Origin of the sequence: Rhodococcus sp. AB351, assembly GCF_049538275.1 — a bacterium.
Lineage (GTDB): Bacteria > Actinomycetota > Actinomycetes > Mycobacteriales > Mycobacteriaceae > Rhodococcus.
On record NZ_JBMVFW010000003.1, the window covers coordinates 281,256 to 305,556 of the forward strand.

23 protein-coding genes are annotated in these 24,301 nt (G+C 69.2%); 18 read left to right on the forward strand and 5 right to left on the reverse strand.

Features of this window, described 5'->3' with window-relative positions:
* Positions 1–95: 95 nt before the first annotated feature.
* The gene (locus ACPCXD_RS09875) at positions 96–788 is read right to left on the reverse strand and encodes a response regulator (RefSeq protein ID WP_016694759.1); all 693 of its coding nucleotides are present in this window, start codon (positions 786–788) and stop codon (positions 96–98) included.
* On the reverse strand, positions 785–2,335 hold the full coding sequence (locus ACPCXD_RS09880; protein ID WP_088897502.1) for a sensor histidine kinase: 1,551 nt from the start codon (positions 2,333–2,335) through the stop codon (positions 785–787). The genes ACPCXD_RS09875 and ACPCXD_RS09880 overlap by 4 nt, the downstream gene beginning before the upstream one ends.
* Before the next feature lie 155 nt (positions 2,336–2,490).
* On the opposite strand from ACPCXD_RS09880, the gene ACPCXD_RS09885 reads away from it, so the two are divergent.
* On the forward strand, positions 2,491–3,855 hold the full coding sequence (locus ACPCXD_RS09885) for a C4-dicarboxylate transporter DctA (RefSeq protein ID WP_016694757.1): 1,365 nt from the start codon (positions 2,491–2,493) through the stop codon (positions 3,853–3,855).
* 70 nt (positions 3,856–3,925) lie between these two features.
* Here ACPCXD_RS09885 and ACPCXD_RS09890 read toward each other — a convergent pair whose 3' ends face one another.
* Positions 3,926–4,789 carry a fumarylacetoacetate hydrolase family protein gene (locus ACPCXD_RS09890; RefSeq protein WP_160873739.1) on the reverse strand — a complete coding sequence of 288 codons (864 nt, stop codon included), beginning with the start codon at positions 4,787–4,789 and terminating at the stop codon, positions 3,926–3,928.
* A 206-nt stretch (positions 4,790–4,995) separates the two neighbouring features.
* On the opposite strand from ACPCXD_RS09890, the gene ACPCXD_RS09895 reads away from it, so the two are divergent.
* The 4 genes from ACPCXD_RS09895 to bluB are packed head-to-tail and all read left to right on the forward strand — an operon-like array spanning position 4,996 to position 7,142.
* Positions 4,996–5,517 carry an SRPBCC family protein gene (locus ACPCXD_RS09895; protein ID WP_138841688.1) on the forward strand — a complete coding sequence of 174 codons (522 nt, stop codon included), beginning with the start codon at positions 4,996–4,998 and terminating at the stop codon, positions 5,515–5,517.
* Entirely contained in the window at positions 5,514–5,939 is a 426-nt protein-coding gene (locus ACPCXD_RS09900; protein WP_229567041.1) for a DUF1801 domain-containing protein, read from the forward strand. Before ACPCXD_RS09895 ends, ACPCXD_RS09900 begins: the two co-directional genes overlap by 4 nt.
* A 47-nt stretch (positions 5,940–5,986) precedes the next feature.
* Complete coding sequence (locus ACPCXD_RS09905) at positions 5,987–6,481, forward strand: glutathione peroxidase (protein WP_229567043.1); 495 nt, start codon at positions 5,987–5,989, stop codon at positions 6,479–6,481.
* Between the two features lies 1 nt (position 6,482).
* Positions 6,483–7,142, forward strand: coding sequence for a 5,6-dimethylbenzimidazole synthase (bluB, locus tag ACPCXD_RS09910; RefSeq protein WP_085469192.1), 660 nt, complete (start codon positions 6,483–6,485; stop codon positions 7,140–7,142).
* Positions 7,143–7,250: 108 nt separating this feature from the next.
* On the opposite strand, the gene ACPCXD_RS09915 is transcribed toward bluB, so the two are convergent.
* Complete coding sequence (locus ACPCXD_RS09915; RefSeq protein WP_423659386.1) at positions 7,251–9,377, reverse strand: oxidoreductase; 2,127 nt, start codon at positions 9,375–9,377, stop codon at positions 7,251–7,253.
* Positions 9,378–9,515: 138 nt separating this feature from the next.
* On the opposite strand from ACPCXD_RS09915, the gene ACPCXD_RS09920 reads away from it, so the two are divergent.
* Both ACPCXD_RS09920 and ACPCXD_RS09925 read left to right on the forward strand, forming a co-directional pair.
* Positions 9,516–10,220 (forward strand): DUF2334 domain-containing protein, encoded by a 705-nt coding sequence (locus ACPCXD_RS09920; RefSeq protein ID WP_423659388.1) that lies wholly within the window; start codon positions 9,516–9,518, stop codon positions 10,218–10,220.
* 58 nt (positions 10,221–10,278) lie between these two features.
* Positions 10,279–11,922, forward strand: coding sequence for an FAD-binding dehydrogenase (locus ACPCXD_RS09925; protein ID WP_064255957.1), 1,644 nt, complete (start codon positions 10,279–10,281; stop codon positions 11,920–11,922).
* Between the two features lie 94 nt (positions 11,923–12,016).
* On the opposite strand, the gene ACPCXD_RS09930 is transcribed toward ACPCXD_RS09925, so the two are convergent.
* Entirely contained in the window at positions 12,017–12,661 is a 645-nt protein-coding gene (locus ACPCXD_RS09930) for an MBL fold metallo-hydrolase (RefSeq protein WP_006551826.1), read from the reverse strand.
* Between the two features lie 30 nt (positions 12,662–12,691).
* Between ACPCXD_RS09930 and ACPCXD_RS09935 the strand changes: the two genes are divergently transcribed.
* The 11 genes from ACPCXD_RS09935 to purF all read left to right on the forward strand — a co-directional run bounded on the left by ACPCXD_RS09935 (position 12,692) and on the right by purF (position 24,242).
* Positions 12,692–13,582, forward strand: a complete 891-nt coding sequence (locus ACPCXD_RS09935) for an LLM class flavin-dependent oxidoreductase (RefSeq protein WP_423659390.1) — start codon at positions 12,692–12,694, stop codon at positions 13,580–13,582.
* A 126-nt stretch (positions 13,583–13,708) separates the two neighbouring features.
* Entirely contained in the window at positions 13,709–13,954 is a 246-nt protein-coding gene (purS, locus tag ACPCXD_RS09940) for a phosphoribosylformylglycinamidine synthase subunit PurS (RefSeq protein ID WP_006551824.1), read from the forward strand.
* Positions 13,951–14,628, forward strand: a complete 678-nt coding sequence (purQ, locus tag ACPCXD_RS09945) for a phosphoribosylformylglycinamidine synthase subunit PurQ (protein ID WP_229567048.1) — start codon at positions 13,951–13,953, stop codon at positions 14,626–14,628. The genes purS and purQ overlap by 4 nt, the downstream gene beginning before the upstream one ends.
* A gap of 342 nt (positions 14,629–14,970) precedes the next feature.
* Positions 14,971–15,321: a VOC family protein gene (locus tag ACPCXD_RS09950; protein WP_064061098.1), complete on the forward strand. Its 351-nt coding sequence runs from the start codon at positions 14,971–14,973 to the stop codon at positions 15,319–15,321.
* A 72-nt stretch (positions 15,322–15,393) separates the two neighbouring features.
* Positions 15,394–16,689 (forward strand): M18 family aminopeptidase, encoded by a 1,296-nt coding sequence (locus ACPCXD_RS09955; RefSeq protein WP_258259601.1) that lies wholly within the window; start codon positions 15,394–15,396, stop codon positions 16,687–16,689.
* Positions 16,690–16,769: 80 nt separating this feature from the next.
* Entirely contained in the window at positions 16,770–17,360 is a 591-nt protein-coding gene (locus ACPCXD_RS09960) for a Uma2 family endonuclease (RefSeq protein WP_088897490.1), read from the forward strand.
* A 67-nt stretch (positions 17,361–17,427) separates the two neighbouring features.
* Entirely contained in the window at positions 17,428–19,707 is a 2,280-nt protein-coding gene (gene purL / locus ACPCXD_RS09965) for a phosphoribosylformylglycinamidine synthase subunit PurL (RefSeq protein ID WP_088897489.1), read from the forward strand.
* Positions 19,708–19,709: 2 nt separating this feature from the next.
* On the forward strand, positions 19,710–21,485 hold the full coding sequence (locus tag ACPCXD_RS09970; RefSeq protein WP_088897488.1) for an alpha/beta hydrolase: 1,776 nt from the start codon (positions 19,710–19,712) through the stop codon (positions 21,483–21,485).
* The gene (locus tag ACPCXD_RS09975) at positions 21,482–22,162 is read left to right on the forward strand and encodes a CPBP family intramembrane glutamic endopeptidase (protein WP_261379866.1); all 681 of its coding nucleotides are present in this window, start codon (positions 21,482–21,484) and stop codon (positions 22,160–22,162) included. Before ACPCXD_RS09970 ends, ACPCXD_RS09975 begins: the two co-directional genes overlap by 4 nt.
* An 11-nt stretch (positions 22,163–22,173) precedes the next feature.
* Entirely contained in the window at positions 22,174–22,560 is a 387-nt protein-coding gene (locus ACPCXD_RS09980) for a sterol carrier family protein (protein ID WP_016695604.1), read from the forward strand.
* A gap of 98 nt (positions 22,561–22,658) precedes the next feature.
* Entirely contained in the window at positions 22,659–24,242 is a 1,584-nt protein-coding gene (gene purF, locus ACPCXD_RS09985; protein ID WP_016695605.1) for an amidophosphoribosyltransferase, read from the forward strand.
* Positions 24,243–24,301 lie beyond the last annotated feature (59 nt).

Consider the following 24,301-nt stretch of genomic DNA (forward strand, 5'->3'; position numbering starts at 1 on the left):
CGGGCAGGTGATCACCCGGTACGTCGCGACCCGCCGACGCCCCCGTTAACGGAGTTATCGCATCGTTGTCGCCTCGTCATCGGATACACGACCGCTCACCTGCGCAGTTCGTACCGGACCTGGGGTCGGCCGGCGCGGCCGTACTCGGTGAGACGGGTCGCGGCTCCGTCGTCGGCGAGTCGTTCGAGATAACGCCATGCCGTGACGCGTGAGACCCCCACGGCCGATCCGACTTCCGCGGCGGTGCGCGGGCCGTCGGCGTCGTGGAGGAAATCGGTGATCTTCGACAGCGTGTCGGGGGAGATGCCCTTGGGGGTCGACGGACGGGAACTGCTCGTGCGCAGGGCCGCCATGGCGCGGTCGATGTCGTGCTGACCCGCCGCCGTCTCCGCGTCGCGCAGCGCCGAACGATAGGCCACGTACTGTTCGAGCTTGTCCTGCAGCGCCGCGAAGGTGAACGGCTTGAGCAGATACAACACCACGCCCCGAGCGACCGCCGTCCGCACGACCTCCAGATCGCGATTTGACGTCACAGCGATGATGTCGGGGCTCGGGCGACCGGCGCTCAGGCGCGCGGCGACCTCGAGGCCGTTCGTGTCGGGGAGCCCGATGTCGAGCAGCACCAGATCCACCGGTGTTTTCGCCCGCGCCGCCGACGCGACCGCCCGCACGGCGTCGCTGCCCGTGTGCACGACACCTACCACCTCGAATCCGTCCACCCTGCCGACGTATTCGCGGTGGGCCTCGGCGATGAGCGGCTCGTCCTCGACGATGAGCACGCGGATCACGACGTGCCTCCGAGGGGGATCTCGGCGACGATCATCGAACCCAGCGACGGTTCGGTGCGCAGGGTGCCGCCGTGACGCGCGACGACCTGGGCGACGAGCGCGAGTCCGAGGCCGCGCTGCTCGGACTTGGTGGAATAGCCGCGCTGCATGGCCCGGGCCAGCACGTCCGACGACATTCCCGGCCCGCTGTCGGCGACCTCGACGACCATCGACGAATCCTCCTGGCGCACAGTCACCTCCACCCACGGATCGTCCGACGCATGGGAGGCGTCGATGGCGTTGTCGATGAGATTCCCGACGAGAGTGACGATATCGCGCGCCGGGATCGGAACCGGACCGAGTTCCGTGTCGTCGGTGACGGTCAGTTCCACCCCTCGTTCGGCGGCCTCGTCGATCTTGCCGAGCAGCAGTGCCGACAGCGCCGGTTCGTGGACGGCGCTCGTCAACCTGTCGATCAGATGTTGAGAGACCGCCAGTTCTTGCGTCGCGAAGGCGACCGCCTCCTCCGGCCGGCCGAGTTCGACCATCGTGATGATGGTGTGCAGGCGGTTCGCCGACTCGTGTGCCTGCGCCCGCAGCGACTCGGCGAACCCGCGGACCGAGTCGAGTTCGCCCAGGACGCCGCGTAGTTCGGTGTGGTCGCGGAGAGTGACGACCGTGCCGATGCGGCGCTCGTTCCAGTTCACCGCGTCGCTGTTGACGACGAGGGTGCGGTCGCGCGTCAGGTGCACCTCGTCGCGTGCCTCACCGGTGAGTGCGAGTTCGCGCAGTGTCTCGGGGAGCGTGTCGAAGGGGACCGGTCCGGTCGGGGGAAGCCCGAGCAGGCGGCGGGCCTCGTCGTTGACAACGTCGACCCGCGGGGAGTCCTCGGCCGTGCCGAACACCAGCAGTCCCTCTCCGATCGAGTGCAGGACGGCGTCGTGGTGTTCGTACATGCGCCGCAGCTGGTCGGGATTCAGGCCGAGGGTCTGCCGGCGGAGCCGCCGGGAGATGAGATAGGCGCCGACCGCCGACACCGCCAGTCCTGCGGCCACGACCCCCACGATGCCCGGAAGCCCCCGCAGGAAGTTCTCGGCGATGCGTTGCCGGGTCACCCCGACCGACACGAAGCCCACCAGGTCACCGTCGTCGGCGTGGACCGGCGCGACGGTGCGGATCGACGGGCCGAGACTGCCCGTGTACGTCTCGGTGAACGGCGTGCCCGACCGGGCCTCGTCGATATGACCGGTGTACGGGCGTCCGATCTCGTCGACGACGGGGTGCGTCACGCGAATCCCGTCCGGATCGACGACCACCACGAAGTCGGTGCCGGTCGCCTCGCGGACCTGCTCGGCACGCGGTTGCAGCGCCGCGGTGGGATCGGCCGATTCCAACCCCTCGGCGACCTCCGGGAACTGTGCCATGGTCACTGCGATATCGGTCACGGACCGGCGCGTCGCGTCGTCGGCGTCGCGGCGCTCGTCGACGGCGAACAGGATGCCCGCCACGACCGCGACCACGGTGAACACCACCAATTGGAGGATCAGCAACCGGCTCGCCACGCTCATGGGCTGCCGCATCTCGCGACGTCTCACCGGTCACCTCCCCGTGAACACTATGTACACAAACTTCCTCGGCGGGGCGTTTCCCGACAACCATTTCGGGTAGGTGGAAGTGACTCCGGTCACCACCGCACACGACATCCGGGATCGAAGGGCACCCCATGAGCACCAGCACCGAACGCGACGGGAAACGCCGCGACCGTACCCACTGGCTGTACATCGGCGTCATCATCGCTGTCGTCGCCGGTATCGCCGTCGGATGGCTGGCGCCGGAGACGGGCAAGTCGCTCGGTGTCCTCGGCACCATGTTCGTCGACCTGATCAAGATGATGATCAGCCCGGTGATCTTCTGCACCATCGTGCTCGGCATCGGGTCGGTGCGGGCGGCGGCGAGTGTCGGCCGGATCGGCGGACTCGCGCTGATCTACTTCGTGGGCATGTCGACCGTGGCACTCGCGATCGGTCTCGGTGTGGGCAACCTGCTCGACCCGGGCTCGGGCCTCACCCTCGATCCGGCCAACGCCGGTTCGGGTGCCGAACTCGCCGAGAAGGCGCACGCAGCCGGTGGCACCGTCGACTTCATTGCGTCGATCATCCCGACCTCCCTGCTCTCCGCACTGACCGAGGGCAGTGTCCTGCAGACCCTGTTCGTGGCGCTGCTCGTCGGCTTCGCGATCCAGGGCATCGGCAAGTCGGGTGAACCGATCCTCCGCGGCATCGGCCACCTGCAGAAGCTCGTCTTCCGCATCCTGACGATGATCCTGTGGCTCGCCCCGATCGGTGCGTTCGGTGCCATGGCCAACGTCGTCGGCCAGACCGGCCTGAGCGCCGTGCTGCAACTCGGTGTGCTGATGATCGCCTTCTACCTCACGTGCGTCGTGTTCGTCTTCGGCATCCTCGGATCGCTGCTGCGCGCGGTCGCCGGTGTCTCGGTGTTCAAGCTCGTGAAGTACCTCGCCCGCGAGTACCTGCTCATCTTTGCGACGTCGTCGTCGGAGTCCGCGCTGCCGCGTCTGATCGCCAAGATGGAACACCTCGGTGTCCAGCGCACCACCGTCGGCGTGGTCGTGCCGACCGGCTACTCGTTCAACCTGGACGGCACCGCGATCTACCTGACGATGGCCGCCCTGTTCGTCTCCGACGCGATGGGCAGCCCGTTGAACATCGGCGAGCAGGTCTCGCTCCTGCTGTTCATGATCGTCGCCTCGAAGGGCGCGGCGGGGGTCACCGGCGCCGGCCTGGCGACGCTTGCCGGCGGTCTGCAGAGCCACCGTCCCGACCTGCTCGACGGTGTCGGCCTGATCGTCGGTGTCGACCGGTTCATGTCCGAGGCGCGAGCGGTCACCAACTTCTCCGGCAACGCCATCGCGACCCTGCTCATCGGTACGTGGACCAAGTCGGTGGATCGCGAACGCGTCGACGAGGTGCTCAGCGGACGGCTGCCGTTCGACGAGAGCATGATGGTCGACGATCACGAGCCCGCTCCCGAGCGCGAACCGGTGACGCTGGAGAAGGTCTCCGTCTGATCCGGCATCCGCTACGACAATGGCTGTCCGCTACGGAAATTTCCGTAGCGGACAGCCATTTCTGTAGCGACTACGAGCCGGCGGCGATGAAACGCTGGTGCAGTTCGCCGATGCCGTCGATCCAGCTGTCGAGCCGCTCACCGGCGCGCAGGTAGCGCTGCGGGTCGCGGCCCATGCCCACACCCGCGGGTGTGCCGGTGAAGATCACGTCGCCCGGATACAGGGTGACGTTGCGCGACAGCTCGGCGACCAGCGCGGGCACGGAGAAGATCATCTCCCGCGTACGGCCTTTCTGGACCTCCTCGCCGTCGATTGCGCATCCCAGTTCCAGATCGTCCGGGTCGGCGAACTCGTCGGGGGTGACGAGCCACGGACCCTGCGGAGCGAAGCCCGGATAGGACTTGGCGAGACCGAACTGGGGCGCCGGTCCGCGCATCTGGGCGACGCGTTCGGAGATGTCCTGCCCCGCCGTCAGGCCCGCGACGTACGACCAGGCGTCTGCTGCGTCGACGTCGCGTGCCTCCCGACCGATGACGGCGACGAGTTCGATCTCCCAGTCGACGTTGCCGCCGTCCGGAATCGTGACCTCGGAGTCGGGGCCGGTGAACGCCGAGACGTACTTGGTGAACACCGGGGGCAGATGTGTGGGCGCCTCGAAGCCCGATTCGGCGGCGTGGTCGTCGTAGTTCAACCCGACCGCGAAGACCTGACGGGGTGCGGGGGAAGGGGCGCCGAGCCGGGCACGGTCGATCGCAGCGTGGTCGGTGACGTCCGCGTCCGCCGCCCACGCCCGCACCTCGTCCCACGACTCGTAGATCGAGGCGAGGTCGGGTCCGAACCGGCCGTCGGACGCGGTGGCGATGTCGATGCCCCGCTCGTTGCCGGGGTCACCGACGACGAGGACGGCTCGGTTGTCGAGGTTGGCGATGCGCATGGACGTTCTCCTGATGGCTGCGGTGGTCGGTTCGATCCTGCTATGTCACCGCGGCCTCCGACAGAGGTGGTGCTCGAGCCGTAGCGGGGACATCGAGGACGAGTTCGACCGGGTCTCCTGATCGCACCCTCCTGTCGGAGGGATGCGGCATAGTTCGGGGAAGAAGCCACGCAACGCTCTTCAACCGCACAACTTCGGGAGTCGCTGTGAAGAACCGAGCTCGATTCGTCGATGTCGAAGGCCGCCCCGCGATCCGCTTCGAGCGGGAGTACCCGTATCCGCAGGAACGCCTGTGGAGCGCGGTGACCGACCCGGCCGAACTCTCCCGATGGTTCCCCGCCGCCGTCGACATCGAACTCCGTGAAGGCGGCACGATCACCTTCACCGACGAGCCCGGCGCCGAGCCCACGAAGGGCACGATCCTGGCGTGCGAGCCACGCGGCAGCCTGTCCTACACGTGGGAGGGCGACGAACTGGGGTTCACACTGAACCCGACGCCGCAGGGCTGCCTGTTCGTCTTCGTCAACGTCCTCGGCGACCGGGAGACCGCCGCGATGGTCGCCGCAGGCTGGACGGTCTGCCTCGACGAGTTCGACGCCCTGCTGGCAGGCGAACCGCCGTCGCAGGAGACCGACTCGGAGGCCTGGCGGCCGGTCTACGAGTCCTACATCGCAGAAGGGTTCCCGGCGGGTGCTCCCGTGCCGGGACAAGGAGGGGAAACCTCATGAGCGAGTCCGAGAAGGGCACCGGACCCAAGCTGTTGTCGGGTGGCAACCCCCAGATCCCGAAGGGGATGGGCAGGGAACCGGTCGAGGCCTACATCGCGGCGATGCCCGAGTGGAAGCACGACATCGGCCGACGCCTCGACGAGCTGATCCTCGAGGACGTTCCCGACGTCCACAACGCCGTGAAGTGGAACCAGCCGCTCTACGGCACCGCCGACGACAGCTGGTTCCTCACGTTCCGCTGCTTCACGAACTACGTGCAGCTGAGTTTCTTCAGGGGGAGTTCGCTCGACCCGCTGCCGGAGAAGGGGTCCAAGCATCCCGAGATGCGCTATCACGACATCCGCCGGCTCGAGGACCTCGACGAGGAGAAGGTCCGGAAGTGGGTTCGGCAGGCCGCCGCGCTCCCGGGGGAGAAGATGTAGCACGCCGATGTTCGGGGGAGTGATCGGGCACACGATAGTTTGGAAGCATGACCACGCCTCTCCAGGACATCCCGATCAACACCCTCACGGGTGAACCCACGAATCTCGGCGCGTACGAGGGCCACGCGGTTCTCGTCGTGAACGTCGCGTCCAAGTGCGGCCTGACCCCGCAGTACGCGGCGCTCGAGAAGCTCGCGCAGGAATACCGCGACCGCGGACTGTTCGTCGTGGGCGTGCCGTGCAACCAGTTCATGGGTCAGGAGCCCGGCACACCGGAGGAGATCCAGGAGTTCTGCTCCGCCACCTACGGCGTGACCTTCCCGTTGCTCGAGAAGATCGAGGTCAACGGCGAGAACCGGCATCCGCTCTACGCCGAGCTCACCAAGCACCCGGACGCCTCCGGCGAGGCCGGCGACATCCAGTGGAACTTCGAGAAGTTCCTCATCGCCCCCGACGGCACGGTCGCCGCGCGCTTCCGTCCCCGCACGGAACCGGATGCGCCCGAGATCCTCGACGCCCTCGAAGAGATCCTGCCGGCCTGACATGTTCGGCACAGAAGCGCGGGACGCGCTGTACGACATCATCCGCATGCGTCGCGACGTCCGTGCAGAATTCAACGGGGAACGGCTCGACGAGGACACGCTGATGCGCATCCTGCGGGCCGCCCACCACGCACCCAGTGTCGGCAACACCCAGCCCTGGGACTTCGTCGTCGTGCAGGACGAACAGCGACTGAAGGAGTTCGCCGAGCACGTCGCCGGTTGCCGACAGGCGTTCGCCGACTCGCTCCCCGAGGACCGGAAGAGCACCTTCGACCCCATCAAGATCGAAGGCATCGTCGAATCGGGGACCGGCGTCGTCGTCACCTACGACCCCGAACGCGGCGGCAAGCACATCCTCGGCCGCCACACCATCGACGAATCCGGCCTGTTCTCGGCCGTGCTGGCGATCCAGAACCTGTGGCTCGCCGCGACCGCCGAGGGACTCGGCGTGGGATGGGTGTCGTTCTACGAGGAGGACTTCCTCGCCGACTTCGTCGGAGTGAGCGCACCCGTGCGTCCCATCGCGTGGCTGTGCGTCGGCCCGGTCACGCGGCTGCAGGAAATACCCGACCTCGAACGGTTCGGCTGGCGCAAGGGTCGCCCGCTCGAGGAGGCCGTGCACCGCGACAGGTTCGCGGCGCCGGGCGACCGGGAGGCCTGATCCGACGGGTGGCGGCCGGTTCGTGCACTCACGAACCGGCCGCCACCTACTGTTCTCACAGGTCGGTCGCCACCTGCCGCTTCACAGGCCGGTTGCCACCTGCTGTTCTCACAGGTCGGTTGCCACCTTCCAGGCACTGTGGACGGCGCCCTCGATGTAGTCGACCCGACCCGCGTCCCCGACGACGCGGACGTCGATGCCCGAGCCGGCCAGCTCGTCGGCGAGCGGTGCCGCTGCCGACACCCCGGACGCGACGACGACCATCCGGGCGCGCACCGATTTCGTCTCCCCACCGACCGTGAACTCCACCGTCTTCCGCGTGATGCGCTGAACGGTCGCATTGCGGTGCACCTCGACGCCCACCTCGCGCGCGTGTTTGACGGCGGTCCACCGGCGCGGCATTGCCATCGGCACCCCGAGCTGCTGACCTTCGGCGAGCAGCGTCACCCGGCTGCCGCGATCGGCCATGAACTCGGCCAGCTCCAGACCGACGAGCGACCCGCCGATCACGACGACGTCCTTCGCCATCGGCAGGAAACGCAGGAACCGCCGGCTCAGATCACGGATCCTCCGGGGGCTCGTGGTGATACCCGCGAGCTTGCCCAATCGGCCCATCATCCGCAGCAGGGGCGACTGGCCGGAGACGCCGCCCGCGCCCGTCATGAGCGCACGCATGCTGTCGCCTGTGTGCACGTGCGGCAGGTCCCCGCCCGGCACGGTGGGACGCTCCCGCACGGCGCCCGTCGCGACGACCACCACGTCCGGATTCAGGGCACGGATCGATGAGGCGGAGGCCTCGGTGCCGAGCCGCACGTCGATGCCGAGGCGGGCGACCTCGGCCGTCAGCCATTTCAGCAGCCGTTCGTTGTCGGGGGTGGTGAGGGTCGAGAACCACAGGGTCCCGCCGAGCCGGTCGGTCTTGTCGAGGACGGTGACGCGGTGTCCTCGCTCGGTGGCGACGCGCGCCGTCTCGAGGCCACCGGGCCCGGCACCCACCACGACGACGTGCTTCGGCGTCGCGCTGCGGACGAACGGCACGAGCGTCTCGTTGCCGAGCGCCGGATTGACCGCGCAGATCGGCGTGGCGTCCCAGAAGTTCTCCTGCACGCACACATAGCAGTTGATGCACGGGCGGATCTGCTCGCTGCGTCCCTGCTTCAGCTTGGCGACGACAGCGGGATCGGCCAGCAGCTGACGGCCCATCGCGACGAAATCGGTGACGCCCTCGGCGATCATCTGCTCGCCGACCTCCGGCAGCATGCGGCCGACGGTGATGACCGGAACGGACACCGCACGTTTGACGACCGCCGCGTTGTGGGTGTAGTAGCCGACCTTGTCCGGCAGCGGACCATCGGTGAAGTTCGCGAACGCGTTCAGTGCGGTGCCCGTGATGTGGATGGCGTCGGCCCCGGCCTGTTCGAACAATGCGGCGGCAGCGGCGGATTCCTCGACGGTGAGACCGTCCGTCTCCCCGTATTCCTGCCCTGCGAGGCGCACGATGACGGCGAGACGATCGCCGACCGCTGCCTTGACCGCGCGGATCACCTCGCAGGTCAGCCGGGCCCGGTTCTCCAGCGACCCGCCGTACTCGTCGGTGCGCTGGTTCGTGTAGCGGCTGAGGAAGGCACCGAGGACGTAGTTGTGCGCGGCGTGGATCTCCACGGCGTCCGCTCCGGCGGCCGCGACCCGGCCGGCGGCCTCGGCGAACATCCGGACGAGCCACTCGATGTCGCTCTCCGTGGCCTCGTTGTAGCGGGCCTGCTTGCCGCCCTGGATGGTGGCCATGCGCTGCAGCTCCTCAGGAGTGCAATCGGCCATGGCGCTCATGTCGCTCGGTGGCTTCGGGATGCTCGGCACGAGCTGCGGCCGGTCCTGCAGGGTGTCGATGCGCGCGACCTTGCCGTGGTGCACCATCTGCACGCACAGTTTGCTGCCGGCCTCGTGAACCGCATCGGCCAGAGCGCGGAGACCGGGGATGAAACGGTCCTCGGACAGGCCGGGTTCCTTAGTGCTGGCGCATCCCGCCGGATAGGCGACCGCGCAGCAGCCGGTGACGATCAGGCCGGTACCCCCGGCCGCGCGGGCGACGAAATGATCGATGTCACCCTGCTCGATCTCACCGTCCTCGCAGAGGTTCATGTCCATGGCGGGCATCACCACTCGGTTGTCCAGGGTGATCGGCCCGATGGTGCCGGGGGAGAGAAGGCGCGTATAGGTCTGGTTCGGGACTGCCACGCCCGGACGGTATGCCCGGCTCGATGTGGCCGTCGACACTGTCCCGATGAACGGGATGCGGATTGCCGGCCCGAGTCTTCATCCGGACTTCCCGGCAGGGCAGGACGCCGTTCACCCGGGTGCAGCAGGCTCGGGGTCATGAGCGGACGGATGATCGTGTCGGTGTCGGGGATCCGGGACGTCACGCGCGACCTCGTGGACGCCTTTGCCCGTGAGACGGATGCGCGCGGAGTGCCGTTGTCATTGTTCGTCGCACCCCGCCTCGAGGACCACTACCGCCTCGCGCGGGATCCGGCGACGCAGGAATGGCTGCTCGAGCGACGCGAGGGCGGCGACGCGATCGTGCTACACGGTTACGACCAGGCGGCGACGAAGCGACGTCGCGCCGAGTTCGCGACGCTGCCCGAGCACGAAGCACGGTTGCGCCTGCTCGCCGCCGACCGCGTGCTCGAGGAGACCGGACTCCGCACCCGGCTGTTCGCACCACCGCGATGGCGCGCGTCGCCGGGCGCAGTGGCAGCACTTCCGCAGGTCGGTTTCCGGATGATGGCGGACAACGCCGGCATCCACGACCTGGTAACGGGCACCGTGACGAAGGCGCGGGTGTACGGCCTCGGCGACGGTGCGGGGTCGGACGTGTGGCGATGCCGCGCGATGGTGATGGGGGCGTCGCGGACGGCGCGGCGCGGGGAGCTGCTGCGCCTGGCGATCGCCGCGCTCCGGCTCGCCGAGTCCGGACCCCGCCAGGCGGTCCTCGACGCTGTCGACCTCGCGCTGCACCACGGTGCCGAGCCGACCGTCCACGCCTGGCGGCCGCGCCCGTCGAACAGCCGCGTGGCGTGATCCCGCCGGGCCCGCCGGTGCTCCCGGTCGTCGCATCCGCTCGGTAATGTTGGCGGCCATGGACGCTGACGTGATCGTGGTGGGGGCGGGACTCGCGGGGCTCGTGGCGGTCGGTGAACTGATCGACGCCGGTCGCAAGGTTCTGCTAGTCGATCAGGAGAACTCGAACAACATTGGTGGGCAGGCCTTCTGGTCGTTCGGTGGGTTGTTCTTCGTCGACAGTCCCGAACAGCGACGACTCGGGATCAAGGATTCCTACGAACTCGCCCTGCAGGACTGGATGGGCACCGCCGGCTTCGACCGCGAGATCGAGGACCGCTGGCCGCGGCGCTGGGCCCAGGCCTACGTCGAGTTCGCCGCGGGGGAGAAGCACGCCTGGCTCAAGCAGCGCGGGCTGAAGATCTTCCCGATGGTCAACTGGGCCGAACGCGGCGGATACGACGCTGCAGGGCACGGCAACTCGGTCCCGCGATTCCACATCACCTGGGGCACCGGTCCGGGCCTCGTCGAGATCTTCGAGCGCAAGCTCCGCGAAGGCGTCGAACGCGGACTCGTCACGCTGAAGCACCGCCACCGGGTCGACGAACTCGTCGTCACCGACGGCGCCGCCACCGGTGTGCGCGGGGCGATTCTCGAACCCACCGACGCGGCGCGCGGCGTGGCGTCCTCCCGCACCGTCGTCGGGGACTTCGAGTTCTCCGCCGGAGCCGTCATCGTCACCTCCGGCGGTATCGGCGGCAACTACGACCTCGTGAAGAAGAACTGGCCGAAGCGGATGGGGGAGCCGCCGAAGCACATGCTCAGCGGTGTGCCCGCCCACGTCGACGGCCGGATGCTCGAGATCACCGAGAAGGCCGGCGGGAACATCGTCAACCGCGACCGCATGTGGCACTACACCGAGGGCATCACCAACTACGACCCGGTGTGGCCCGATCACGGCATCCGCATCCTGCCCGGCCCGTCCTCGCTGTGGCTCGACGCCACCGGCAAGCGGTTGCCGGTGCCGTTGTTCCCCGGCTTCGACACGCTCGGCACCCTCGAGTACATCGTGAGCACGGGTTACGACCACACCTGGTTCGTGCTCGACCAGAAGATCATCGAGAAGGAATTCGGGCTCTCCGGCTCCGAGCAGAATCCCGACCTCACCGGGCGCAGCCTCCGCCTGCTGCTGCAGCGGGTCAGGTCGGGTGCACCCGGACCGGTCGAGGCCTTCAAGGAGCGCGGTGTCGACTTCGTCGTCCGCGACACGCTCGCCGATCTCGTCGCGGGCATGAACGAACTCACCCCCGAGGCGCCGCTCGACTACGAGCAGGTGCGTTCGGTGGTCGAGGCCCGCGACCGCGAGATGGACAACAAGTACACCAAGGACCTGCAGGTCGCGGCGGTGCGCTCGGCGCGCGCCTACGCACCCGATCGCGTCGTCCGCATCGCGGCGCCGCACCGGATCCTCGACCCCAAGGCCGGCCCGCTCATCGCCGTGAAGCTGCATCTGCTCACCCGTAAGACGCTCGGCGGCCTCGAGACCGACCTGTCGTCGCGCGTCCTGCGGTCGGACGGGTCGGTCTTCGACGGTCTCTTCGCCGCCGGTGAGGTCGCCGGCTTCGGTGGTGGCGGCGTCCACGGCTACCGGTCGCTCGAGGGCACCTTCCTCGGCGGATGCATCTTCTCGGGACGGGCGGCAGGTCGCGCCGCCGCCCGTTGAACCTCCCGTCGGCGTCGACCGGGACAGCAGAGCGCGAAACGGTCATAGGAGCGCGAAACATCCCGCGCCGACGACCGTTTCGCGCTCCGCAGCGTCAGACCTCGACTCCGTCCTCGTGCGGCAGCACGCGGAATTCGGTGCCCTCGGGCGCCATCTCGCTGTACCGGCCGTAGAAGATGCCGCGACCGTTGTCGTTGACGATGCCCTGGTGGATCGGCACGGCGACCCGCGGATTCACCGCGCGCAGGTAGTCGATCGCCTCCCAGATCTTGAGCCACGGCGCGGTCGACGGCAGGGCCAGCACGTCGACGCGCTCGTGCGGGATGTACAGCGAGTCGCCGGGGTGCAGCAGCCGCGACGGATTCTCGTCGTCGCCCACGAGGAAGGCCGTGTTGTCGATGACGGGCATGTCGGGGTGGATCACCGCGTGCCGTCCGCCGGTGCCGCGCACGGTCAGCGAACCCACCGAGAAGGAGTCGCCGGGACGCACCGCGGTCCAGTCGCCGTCGAGCAGGTTCGCCGACTGCGGGTCGGAGAACAGTTGCGCTCCGGGATTGGCCTCGAGGAGCGCGGGCAGCCGGGTGGTGTCGGCGTGGTCGGGATGCTGGTGGGTCACGAGGATCGCGTCGAGTCCGGTGATGCCCTCGAACCCGTGGGAGAAATTTCCGGGGTCGAAAAGGAGCTTCGCGCCGAGGTGTTCGACGAGGATGCAGGAATGGCCGAAATGGGTCAGTTGCATGCCGTCGAGTATGCCGTCGGAAGGAGCCCGATGACCGACTACGGACAGGAACTCCGCTTCGGCAGCTTCCTCACGCCCTCCGCTGCCGATCCGGCGGGCGTCGTCGACCTCGCCGTGGTGTCGGAGCGTGCCGGACTCGACCTGGTGACGATCCAGGACCATCCCTACCAGCCGCGATTCCTCGACACCTGGACGCTGCTCGGGTGGATCGCCGCGCGCACCACGACCGTGACGGTCGCGCCCGATGTGGCGAACCTGCCCCTGCGCGGGCCGGTGATCCTCGCACGGAGCGCGGCCTCGCTGGACCGGCTCAGTGGGGGTCGCGTCGAACTGGGTCTCGGGTCGGGTGCCTTCTGGGACGCCGTCGCCGCGAACGGCGGACCGCACCGCAGCCCCGGCGAAGCGGTCGATGCGCTGATCGAGGCGATCGAGGTGATCCGCGCCCTGTGGTCGGACGAGAAGGGCGCGGCCCGGGTCGACGGCACGTACTACCGGCTGACCGGCACGAAGCGGGGACCGTTCCCCGCGCACGATCTCGGCATCTGGCTCGGGGCCTACGGCAAGCGGATGCTCGACGTCACCGGGCGCTTCGCCGACGGATGGCTGCCGAGTTCGTTCGCCGCCGGGCCCGAGAAACTGGGGGAGATGAGCGCCCGCGTCGACGAGGGCGCGCACCGTGCCGGGCGTGATCCCGCCGCGATCCGCCGGCTCTACAACATCTCCGGCACCTTCGCGGGGACCGCCGACGGGTCGTTCCTGCACGGGCCGCCCGAGGTGTGGGCCGAGCAGCTCGCCGAGCTGACCCTGCGGCACGGGACCAGCACCTTCGTCCTCGGCAGCGACGAGCGATCCGACCTCGAACGTTTCGCCGGTGAGGTCGCGCCCCGCGTGCGCGAACTCGTTGCTGCCGAGCGGCGTTGAACGGGGGTGACGGGTCTCGCACGAGCGGGACCTCGGCCGATGCCCGTCCCGGTGGCCACGGCCGGTAAACTGCTGGATGTCCGGTGTCCGTCCCCGGGCGCCAGCACTACTACCGAGGAGCAGCACGTGGCGCGTGTCGTCGTCGAAGTCATGCCCAAAGCCGAGATTCTCGACCCCCAGGGTCAGGCCATCACCGGGGCGCTGTCGCGGCTGGGCTTCGCGGGCGTGACCGACGTCCGTCAGGGCAAGCGTTTCGAGCTCGAGGTCGACGGCAGCGTCGGCGACGAGGAGCTCGAGAAGATCGCCGAGTCGTTGCTCGCCAACACGGTGATCGAGGACTGGGCCATCCGGCGGATCGACGGTGACGCATGAGCGCACGCATCGGAGTCATCACCTTCCCGGGCACGCTCGACGACGTCGACGCCTCCCGCGCGGTGAAGCTCGCCGGTGGTGAGGCCGTGAGCCTGTGGCACGGGGACGCCGATCTCAAGGGAGTCGACGCGGTGATCGTGCCCGGCGGCTTCTCCTACGGCGACTACCTGCGCTGCGGCGCCATCGCACGGTTCGCGCCGGTGATGGGCAAGGTCGTCGAGGCCGCGCAGAAGGGCATGCCCGTCCTCGGCATCTGCAACGGCTTCCAGGTGCTGTGCGAGGCGGGTCTGCTGCCCGGCGCGCTCACCCGCAACGCCGGTCTGCACTTCGTCTGCCGCGACGAGTGGCTGAAGGTCGAGTCGAACACCACCGCGTGGACCTCGCGCTACGAGGCCGGCGCCGAGATCCTCATCCCGCTCAAGTCGGGTGAGGGCCGCTACCAGGCATCGGAGGAGGTGCTCGACGAGCTCGAGGGTGAAGGTCGCGTGGTGTTCCGTTTCGCGGGCGACAACCCGAACGGTTCGCAGCGCGGCATCGCCGGTATCTCGTCGGCGAACGGCCGGGTCGTCGGTCTCATGCCGCACCCCGAGCACGCCACCGAGGCGCTCACCGGCCCCAGCGACGACGGACTCGGCATGTTCTACAGCGTGCTGGACGCGGTCGTCAACGCGTGACCGTCTGACCGGAACTTCCGGCGAAGCCCCATCGACTCTCCCGTGTCGGTGGGGCTTCGCTCGTTCCGGGTTCGATGGATCCCGAACTCGAAGTCCCGGAACAGGAGAGACGGAACGAGGGACCCCGCCACCGTCCCGATCGGCTGCGGAATCCCTCGTCCCTACAACCCGGAGCTCGACCCCCCGATCAAGTCCCGGGCGCGATGTCGTCGTCATCCCCCATGCGCGACATCGCGGATCAGTCTGCCGGAGCCGAATCGTCCTGTCCTGAGTAGGACTACCCAAATCGGGCCTGTCCGTCGACGGGCGTTGCGTGTCGGTCCCCGGCGGTACCGTCGCGCCATGACAGCGACCATCGCGATGATCACCTTCGACACCACCGACCCGGCTCCGATCGCGACGTGGTGGGCCGAGCGTACGGGCGGCCGCATCGAGCAGGAGAACGACGGCTGGTTCTTCATCGTCGCCCTGCCGCAGGGCATCAGGCTCGGTTTCCAGAAGGTGTCCGATCCGACGCCCGGGAAGAACCGCGTGCACCTCGATCTCACGGCCCCCGATCTCGACGCCGAGGTCGAGCGCTTCGTGCAGGCCGGTGCGAAGGAGGTCCATCGCGAGAACATGGGAGACGACTTCCGCTGGGTGACGCTCGCCGACCCCGAGGGCAACCTGTTCTGCGTCGCCGAGGGCCACTGACACTCGGTACGAGGGGAGCGGCGCGGCTCTTTCGTTCAGCACCGAGACTGTCCGTGATGCGAAGATGCAGTCATGTCTTCCACGCGTGCCGATGCTCGGGGTCTCTGTAATTTCGTCGACCTGTCGCCGTCGCCGTTCCACGTCTGCGCCACCGTCGCCGCGGCGCTGACCGAGGCGGGCTTCGTCGAACTGCACGAGCAGCAGGCCTGGCCCTCCGAGCCGGGACGCTTCTTCCTGGTGCGCGGCGGGTCGCTGATCGCGTGGAGCACCGAGGGTGTCGCCGACGATCCGGCCGCGCCCTTCCGCATCGTCGGCGGGCACACCGACAGCCCCAACCTGCGGGTCAAGCAGCATCCCGATCTCACGTCGGCGGGCTGGCGGATGGTGGGGCTCGAACCGTACGGCGGTGCGTGGCTCAACTCGTGGCTCGACCGCGACCTCGGGATCTCCGGCCGTTTCACCGTGCGCGCGGGGGAGACGACCGAGGACGTCCTCGTCCGCGTCGACGCGCCGGTCCTGCGGGTCCCGCAGCTCGCCATCCACCTGTCCGAGGACCGCAAGGGCGTCCAGCTCGACCCGCAGCGCCACGTCAACGCTGTCTGGGGTGTCGGCACCGAACCGCGCTCGTTCATCGCGTGGGTCGCCGAGCAGCACGGGATCGATCCGGGCGCGGTGCTCGGCTGGGAGCTGATGACCCACGACCTGGCGCCGAGCGCGGTCGTCGGGCCGGGCCGCGACCTGGTCAGCGCACCGCGTCTCGACAACCAGGGCACCTGCTACGCCGGGCTGCACGCCCTGCTCGACGCCGCGGAACACGTCGCTGCGCACGGTGGCCCGATGCCGCTCCTCGCCCTGTTCGACCACGAGGAGGTCGGCAGCATGTCCGACCGCGGCGCCTTCTCGGAACTGCTCAACACCGTCATCGAACGGATCGTCCTGCTCCGGGGCGGTGGGCGCGAGGAGTTCCTCCGAGCCCGCGCCGGCTCGATCGTCGCGTCGGGTGACATGGCGCACGCCACGCACCCCAACTACCCCGAGCGGCACGAACCCGCCCACCGCATCGCGGTGAACGGCGGACCGGTCCTGAAGGTGAACCAGAACCTGCGGTACGCGAGCGACGCGACCGGCGCCGGGGCCTTCGCGCTGGCCTGCGAGCAGGCGGGGGTCCCGCTGCAACGGTACGTGCACCGCGCCGACCTGCCGTGCGGCTCGACGATCGGTCCGATCACCGCGTCGAGGACCGGCATCACGACCGTCGACGTCGGAGCCCCGCAGCTCGCTATGCACTCGGCGCGCGAGTTCATGGGCGCGGACGACGTGGCGAGCTATGCGCAGGCCCTGACCGCTTTCCTGACCCCGGCATCGTGACCGCGTTCGCCCGCCCCGAAGCACCCGCCGGTGACACACTGAAGACGGTCGTGTCCGGTCGGAGAGAACGGGGGAATGCAGTGGACGTCCCGTCCTACCCCGATCATCTGCTGTCCCTCGCCGAGTGGTCGGCCCTGCCCGAATCCGACGGGCACCACGTGGAGGTGTGCGAGGGCGTCCTCGTCGCCGCGCCGGCGCCGGGAGCGGCGCACGATCACGCCGCGGTGACCCTGGCGTTGCTCCTCGACGAGAAGCTGCCCGACGAATGGTGCGCGCTCGGCGGCGTCGAGGTGCTGGTCGCGGAGAAGCCGCTGACGGTGCGGTGCCCCGACGTGATCGTCGTGGGACGCTCCCTCGTCGACGCCGACCCGGATCGGGCACCGATCTCCGAGGTGAAGCTGGTCGTGGAGGTCACCGTCGACGGCACGGCCCGCACCGACCGGGTCACGAAGTTCTCCGAATACGCGGAGGCCGGCGTCCTGCAGTACTGGATCGTCGATCTCGGCGGACCGCCGGTGATCGCCACCTTCACGCTCGTCGACGGGTGGTACCGATTCGACGGGGAGCACTCGGGCACCGTCACCCTCGATGCGCTGGGCACCGAGGTGGCCGTCACACCGTCGGAGCTCGTGCCCGCACCGGTGAACCCCGTCGCGCCTGCGCAGCGATAGACTGATCCGCGGCAGTTCCCGCCCGGCCTGCCGTTTTCGATCCCAGAGTGAAGGGACCCGACGCCCAGTGTCACCGCACGTGGATACCGTCTCCCACGCCGCCGAAACCCCCGACGCCGCTCAGCCCTATCGGGAGCTGGGTCTGAAGGAAGACGAGTACACCCGGATCAAGGAGATCCTGGGCCGTCGCCCCACCGATGCCGAACTCGCCATGTACTCGGTGATGTGGTCCGAGCACTGCTCGTACAAGTCGTCGAAGGTGCACCTGCGCTACTTCGGCGAGACCACCACCGACGAGATGCGCGAATCGATGCTCGCGGGCATCGGTGAGAACGCCGGCGTCGTCGACATCGGTGACGGCTGGGCCGTCACCTTCAAGGTCGAGTCGCACAACCACCCGTCCTACATCGAGCCGTACCAGGGCGCCGCGACCGGCGTGGGCGGCATCGTCCGCGACATCATGGCCATGGGCGCCCGCCCGATCGCCGTGATGGACCAGCTCCGCTTCGGCGCAGCCGATCACCCCGACACCCGTCGCGTCGTCGACGGTGTCGTGCGCGGTGTCGGCGGCTACGGCAATTCCCTGGGCCTGCCCAACGTCGGCGGCGAGACCGTCTTCGACGCCTCCTACCAGGGCAACCCGCTCGTGAACGCGCTGTGCGCGGGTGCGATGCGCGTGGAGGACCTGCACCTCGCGCACGCTTCCGGCACGGGCAACAAGGTCATCCTGTTCGGCGCGCGCACCGGACTCGACGGCATCGGCGGCGTGTCCGTCCTCGCCTCCGAGACCTTCGACGACAGCGCCGGTGGCCGCCCCAAGAAGCTCCCGAGCGTGCAGGTGGGCGACCCCTTCACCGAGAAGGTGCTCATCGAGTGCTGCCTCGACCTCTACCGCGAGAAGCTCGTCGTCGGCATCCAGGACCTCGGCGGTGCCGGTCTGTCCTGCGCGACCTCCGAGCTCGCCGCCGCCGGCGACGGTGGCATGCACATCGACCTCGAGCGTGTCCCGACGCGCGCGAAGGGCATGACCCCGGCCGAGGTGCTGTCCTCGGAGTCGCAGGAACGCATGTGCGCCGTCGTCACGCCCGACAACGTCGACGCCTTCATGGACGTCTGCAAGAAGTGGGACGTCCTGGCCACCGTCATCGGTGAGGTCACCGACGGCGACCGCCTCGTCATCGACTGGCACGGCGAGACCGTCGTCGACGTGCCGCCGCGCACGGTCGCGCACGAGGGCCCGGTCTACGAGCGCCCCGTCGAGCGCCCGGCCTCGCAGGACGCGCTGATCGCGAACACCACCGCGGGCCTGAAGCGTCCGGAGACCGCCGACGAGCTGCGCGCGACGCTGCTGAAGATGCTCGCGTCGCCGGCGCTGTGCAGCCGCAAGTGGATCACCGAGCAGTACGACCGCTACGTCCGCGGCAACACGGTGCTCGCCGAGAACGCCGACGCCGGTGTGGTCCGCATCGACGAGGAGACCGGCCGCGGCATCGCGCTCGCGACCGACGCCTCGGGCCGCTACACGCAGCTCGATCCGTATGCGGGCGCCCAGCTCGCCCTCGCCGAGGCCTACCGCAACGTCGCCGCCACCGGCTCGACGCCGAAGGCCGTCTCGAACTGCCTGAACTTCGGTTCGCCCGAGGATCCCGGCGTGATGTGGCAGTTCCAGCAGGCCGTGCGCGGCCTCGCGGACGGCTGCGCGAAGCTCGGCATCCCCGTCACCGGCGGCAACGTCAGCTTCTACAACCAGACCGGCGCCACCGCGATCCTGCCGACCCCGGTCGTCGCGGTGCTCGGTGTGATCGACGATGTGCACCGCCGCATCCCCACCGGCATCGGCCTCGAGCCGGGCGAGACGCTGATCCTGCTCGGTGAGACCCGCGACGAGTTCGACGGCTCCATCTGGGCGCAGGTCGAGCACGACCACCTCGGTGGTGTCCCGCCGAAGGTCGATCTCGACCGTGAGCGACTGCTGTCGGAGATCCTCACCGCGGGTTCGCGCGACGGCCTGATCTCCGCCGCGCACGACCTGTCCGAGGGTGGTCTCGCGCAGGCCGTCGTCGAGGCCGCACTCGCGGGCGAGACCGGCTGCCGCGTGCTGATCCCCGAGGACGCCGATCCGTTCGTGACGCTGTTCTCCGAGTCGGCCGGCCGCGTGCTCGTGGCCGTGCCGCGCACCGAGGAGTCGCGCTTCACCGGTATGTGCACCGCACGCAACATGCCGTGGGTGCGCATCGGTGTCGTCGACGAGGGATCCGACTCCGTCGAGGTCCAGGGCCTGTTCTCGATCCCCATGACCGAGCTGCGCGAGGTGTGGGAAGGGACCCTGCCTGCCCTGTTCGGGTAACCGTGCCGGCCACCCAGGTCGATCGGCTGGCGGCGTTCGAGGCCCGGCAGGGCCGGATCATCGCCGCGGTCACCGACTTCGGTGAGCGCCACCCCCTCACCGCACGGGTGTGGGGGTGGCTCAGCCTGGACTTCACGGGCGTCGCCTTCGCGGCGCTGTTCTTCTGCTGGTCGCTGACGCCGTCGCTGCTCCCGCGCGACTGGCTCTTCCAGGGCCTGATCGGCGGCATCAACGCCGCGATCGGGTACGGCGTCGGATGCGTCGTCGGCTGGGCCGTGGCGCGCTTCCTGCTTCCCGGGCGACGGTGGTGGCCGCCGCCGCTACCGGTGCTGCGTGCCATCAAGGTCGCGGTTCCGGTCGCGGCCGCTCTCGCGTCGCTCGTCGCACTCGTGCTCTCCGCCGGCGAGCAACGTCAGCTCGCCGCGCTCATGGGTGTCGAGGGCACCACGACCTCGGGATATCTGCGCACCATCGTGCTGAGCGTCGCGGTCGCCGCCGCTCTCATCGCCCTGTGGCGCGGGCTGCGCGACATCGTCCGCTGGGTGTCGATGCTGCTCATGCGCCGCACCCGGATGCCGCTCGGTCTCGCCCGCACGCTGGGTGTTCTGGTCGTGGTCCTCGCGACCTTCATGCTCATCGACGGCGTGCTCATCCGCGGCACCTACGCCATCGTCAACCAGGCGTTCGGTCTGCAGGACGACACCACCCGTCCCGGCGCGATCCAACCGGTCGATCCCGCGAAGTCCGGCAGCCCCGAATCCCTCGCGGCGTGGGAGACGCTCGGATTCGAGGGCCGCAACTTCGTCTCGCGAGGACTCGACGCCGAGGAACTGACCGCCGTCAATGGCAGTCCCGCACCGGAACCGATCCGGGTGTACGTCGGGCTCGACACCGCACCCACCCCGGAAGAACGCATCGACCTCGTTCTCGCGGAACTCGAGCGGACCGGTGCCTTCGACCGTTCCACTCTCGTCCTGATCCCCACCACCGGCACCGGCTGGGTCAATCCCACCGCGGCCCGCGCGATGGAACTCGTCCACAACGGCGACCTGGCGATGGTGGCCTGGCAGTACTCCTACCTGCCGAGCTGGATCTCCTTCCTCGCCGACCGCGAGAAGGCCGCTGCCGCAGGCAAGATGCTGGTCGAGCGGGTGCACGAACGCTGGTCGCAGCTGCCCGAGGACGACCGCCCCGACCTGTTCCTCTACGGCGAGAGCCTCGGCACGCAGTCGGGGGAGGGTGCCTTCGACAGTCTCGCCGAGATCCGCGCCCAGATGGACGGGGTGCTGTGGGTGGGCCCGCCCAACTCCAACCGTCTGTGGCGGCAGCTCGTCGAACGCCGCGATCCCGGCACGACCGAGGTGCAGCCGGTGTACGCGGACGGTCTCGTCGTGCGCTTCGCCGACAGCCGGGAGGCGATCCACGAGCCCGACACACCGTGGCTGTCGCCGCGCGTGCTCTACATCCAGCACGCCTCGGATCCCGTGGTCTGGTGGTCGCCGGACCTGTTGTTCTCCCGCCCCGACTGGCTGTCGGAGCCGCCCGGACGCGACCGGCTGCCGCAGATGCGGTGGTTCCCCTTCGTCACCTTCTGGCAGGTCTCCGCCGACCTCACCAACGCTGCCGGCGTGCCCGACGGACACGGCCACAACTACGGGTCGGCGGTGCTCGAGGGATGGATCGAGATCACCCAGCCCGAGGGCTGGACCGAGAACGACACCGAGCGGGTGCGCATCGCCCTCGAGGCGTTCGCAGAGGACGACGGACCCGAGAAGTGACATCGCGAGTCACCGCTGTGAGCGGCACCGCTGCGGCATGCACTGGCGTGGGGTGCGCCGCTGCGGGATGCGCCGCCGCGCTGGTCGCGTGGAACAATCTCGTCCTCCCGGCGATGGATCTCGGTCCGCGCGGCAGGGCCGCCGCGAACGCCGGCTTCGGTGTCGCGCTCGCCGCGGCCACCCGCGCGGCCGGTGTCTCCGCAGCCGAGCTCGGCTGGCGCAGAGCAGGGAAGGGCCTGCGGTGGGGGACCGCGTCGGCGGTCCTGCCGGTCGCGGCCTACACGGTGATGCTCGCCGTCCCACCCGTACGACGGCGGATGGCCGCCGGAGCGCGACGCGCCGACCACACCGAGTGGGTCTTCGTACACATCCCCTTCGGGACGGTCCTGGCCGAGGAACTGCTGTTCCGATCGGTTCTGTACGCCCTGACCCGCCGCGCGTCACGGAGGTGGCACCGGGTGCTGACCTCGGTCGCCTTCGGGCTCTGGCACGTCGTTCCCGCCCGGCACGCCGGGGACTCGGTGCCCGGAACCGTCGCGCTCACCGCCCTGAGCGGGGTGGTGTTCGACGAACTGCGACGACGGACCGGCAGTGTCGTCGCGCCGATGCTCCTGCACCTGGCGATCAACGCCGGCGGTGCCGTCGCGGTCGGCATCGCGACGCGCCCACCTCGTTAGGCTGTGCTGCCATGGCACCCCGGAAACCCGTCGACCCCGCCGAACTGCGCGCAGCCCTCGAACGGGTGGGTCCATGGGTGACGGGGGAGAGCGACGAGAAGCCGCCGCGCCCCGATCTCGCCGCCGCCGTCCGGCTCAGTGCCCGCACCCTCGAACAGATCGCGCCGGGATCGAGCGTGGAGGTGCGGGTGCCGCCGTTCGTGGCCGTCCAGTGCATCGAGGGCCCTCGCCACACGCGAGGGACACCGCCCAACGTCGTCGAGACCGATCCGCGGACGTGGCTGCGTCTGGTGGTCGGCAGCATCGATTTCGACGGGGCCGTGGACTCGGGTGCGGTGGAGGCATCGGGTGGGCGCGCAGCGGAGATCGGACGGCTGCTCCCGATCGCCCGACTCTGACGTTTACCGGGGCCCACACCGGGCGTCCGGGAGGGAGCACCCGGCGCTGGCCGTAGAATGGGGGGAGCCCCGCTTGTCCAGCCTCAGGGAGCACGTCCGTGACCAGTGCCGATCTGTCGGTCCACACACGTAATCTTCTCGCCTCCACCGAACCCGAGAACGAACCCCGCGAAGAGTGCGGAGTGTTCGGAGTGTGGGCTCCCGGTGAGGACGTGTCGAAGCTCACGTATTACGGTCTCTATGCGCTGCAGCACCGCGGACAGGAAGCTGCGGGCATCGCCGTGGCCGACGGTTCGCAGGTGCTCGTCTTCAAGGATCTCGGTCTCGTCAGCCAGGTCTTCGACGAGCAGACGCTCGCCGCGATGACCGGCCACATCGCGATCGGCCACTGCCGCTACTCCACCACCGGGTCCACGACCTGGGAGAACGCGCAGCCGATCTTCCGCACCACCGCCGCCGGCTCGGGCGTCGCGCTCGGCCACAACGGCAACCTCGTCAACACCGCCGAACTCGCCGAACGCGGACGCCGTCTCGGTGTGCTCGATCCCACGCGGCCCGGTGCGGCGAACTCCGACTCCGACACCGTCGGTGCGCTGCTCGCCCACGGCGCGAAGAACAGCACGATCGAAGAGGCCGCGATGGAGCTGCTCCCGCAGCTGCGCGGCGCGTTCTGCCTGACCTTCATGGACGAGCACACCCTCTACGCGGCCCGCGACCCGTGGGGCATCCGCCCGCTGTGCCTCGGACGCCTCGACCGCGGCTGGGTCGTCGCCAGCGAGACCGCCGCCCTCGACATCGTCGGTGCATCCTTCGTCCGCGACATCGAGCCCGGCGAGCTGCTCGCGATCGACGCGGACGGTGTGCGCTCGTCGCGCTTCGCGAACCCCGAGCCCAAGGGCTGCGTGTTCGAGTACGTCTACCTCGCGCGTCCCGACTCGACCATCGCCGGTCGCTCCGTGCACGCGACCCGCGTGGAGATCGGCCGCCGGCTCGCGAAGGAACACCCGATCGACGCCGATCTGGTCATCCCGGTGCCCGAGTCGGGAACCCCGGCCGCCGTCGGTTACGCACAGGGCTCCGGCCTGCCCTACGGCCAGGGACTGATGAAGAACGCCTACGTCGGCCGCACCTTCATCCAGCCCAGCCAGACCATCCGCCAGCTCGGTATCCGGCTCAAGCTCAACCCGCTGCGCGAGGTGATCCGCGGCAAGCGCCTCGTCGTCGTCGACGACTCGATCGTGCGCGGCAACACCCAGCGCGCCCTGATCCGCATGCTGCGCGAGGCCGGCGCCCTCGAGATCCACGTGCGCATCGCCTCGCCGCCGGTCAAGTGGCCCTGCTTCTACGGCATCGACTTCGCGTCGCCGGCCGAGCTGATCGCCAACGGCGCGGGCACCCGCGACACCGTCGAGGAGGGGCACGACTACGACGAGATGGTCGAGATGGTGCGCCGGTCGATCGGCGCAGACTCGCTCGGTTACATCTCGATCGACGGCATGATCGGCGCCACCGAGCAGCCCGCATCCCGTTTGTGCGCTGCATGTTTCGACGGCCACTACCCGATCGCGCTCCCCAGCGAGCATCAGGCGGGCAAGGACGTCCTCAACGGCGTCGTCGACACCGATTCGGCCACCCCGACCGTGTTGGACAACGACAACGCGGACGTTCTCAGTCGGCCGTAGAAGCTGGTCGGGTACCGTAAGTGCCGCGGTCGGCACGGTTCGGCGTGCGTTTCGCATGC

Excerpts from the sequence above, each read along its gene's own strand:
- ACPCXD_RS09880 (WP_088897502.1), bottom strand. The coding sequence starts at position 2,335 with ATGAGCGTGGCGAGCCGGTTGCTGATCCTCCAATTGGTGGTGTTCACC.
- ACPCXD_RS09885 (WP_016694757.1), top strand. The coding sequence starts at position 2,491 with ATGAGCACCAGCACCGAACGCGACGGGAAACGCCGCGACCGTACCCAC.
- ACPCXD_RS09890 (WP_160873739.1), bottom strand. The coding sequence starts at position 4,789 with ATGCGCATCGCCAACCTCGACAACCGAGCCGTCCTCGTCGTCGGTGAC.
- ACPCXD_RS09900 (WP_229567041.1), top strand. The coding sequence starts at position 5,514 with ATGAGCGAGTCCGAGAAGGGCACCGGACCCAAGCTGTTGTCGGGTGGC.
- ACPCXD_RS09905 (WP_229567043.1), top strand. The coding sequence starts at position 5,987 with ATGACCACGCCTCTCCAGGACATCCCGATCAACACCCTCACGGGTGAA.
- bluB (WP_085469192.1), top strand. The coding sequence starts at position 6,483 with ATGTTCGGCACAGAAGCGCGGGACGCGCTGTACGACATCATCCGCATG.
- ACPCXD_RS09920 (WP_423659388.1), top strand. The coding sequence starts at position 9,516 with ATGAGCGGACGGATGATCGTGTCGGTGTCGGGGATCCGGGACGTCACG.
- ACPCXD_RS09925 (WP_064255957.1), top strand. The coding sequence starts at position 10,279 with ATGGACGCTGACGTGATCGTGGTGGGGGCGGGACTCGCGGGGCTCGTG.
- ACPCXD_RS09930 (WP_006551826.1), bottom strand. The coding sequence starts at position 12,661 with ATGCAACTGACCCATTTCGGCCATTCCTGCATCCTCGTCGAACACCTC.
- ACPCXD_RS09935 (WP_423659390.1), top strand. The coding sequence starts at position 12,692 with ATGACCGACTACGGACAGGAACTCCGCTTCGGCAGCTTCCTCACGCCC.
- purQ (WP_229567048.1), top strand. The coding sequence starts at position 13,951 with ATGAGCGCACGCATCGGAGTCATCACCTTCCCGGGCACGCTCGACGAC.
- ACPCXD_RS09950 (WP_064061098.1), top strand. The coding sequence starts at position 14,971 with ATGACAGCGACCATCGCGATGATCACCTTCGACACCACCGACCCGGCT.
- ACPCXD_RS09955 (WP_258259601.1), top strand. The coding sequence starts at position 15,394 with ATGTCTTCCACGCGTGCCGATGCTCGGGGTCTCTGTAATTTCGTCGAC.
- ACPCXD_RS09980 (WP_016695604.1), top strand. The coding sequence starts at position 22,174 with ATGGCACCCCGGAAACCCGTCGACCCCGCCGAACTGCGCGCAGCCCTC.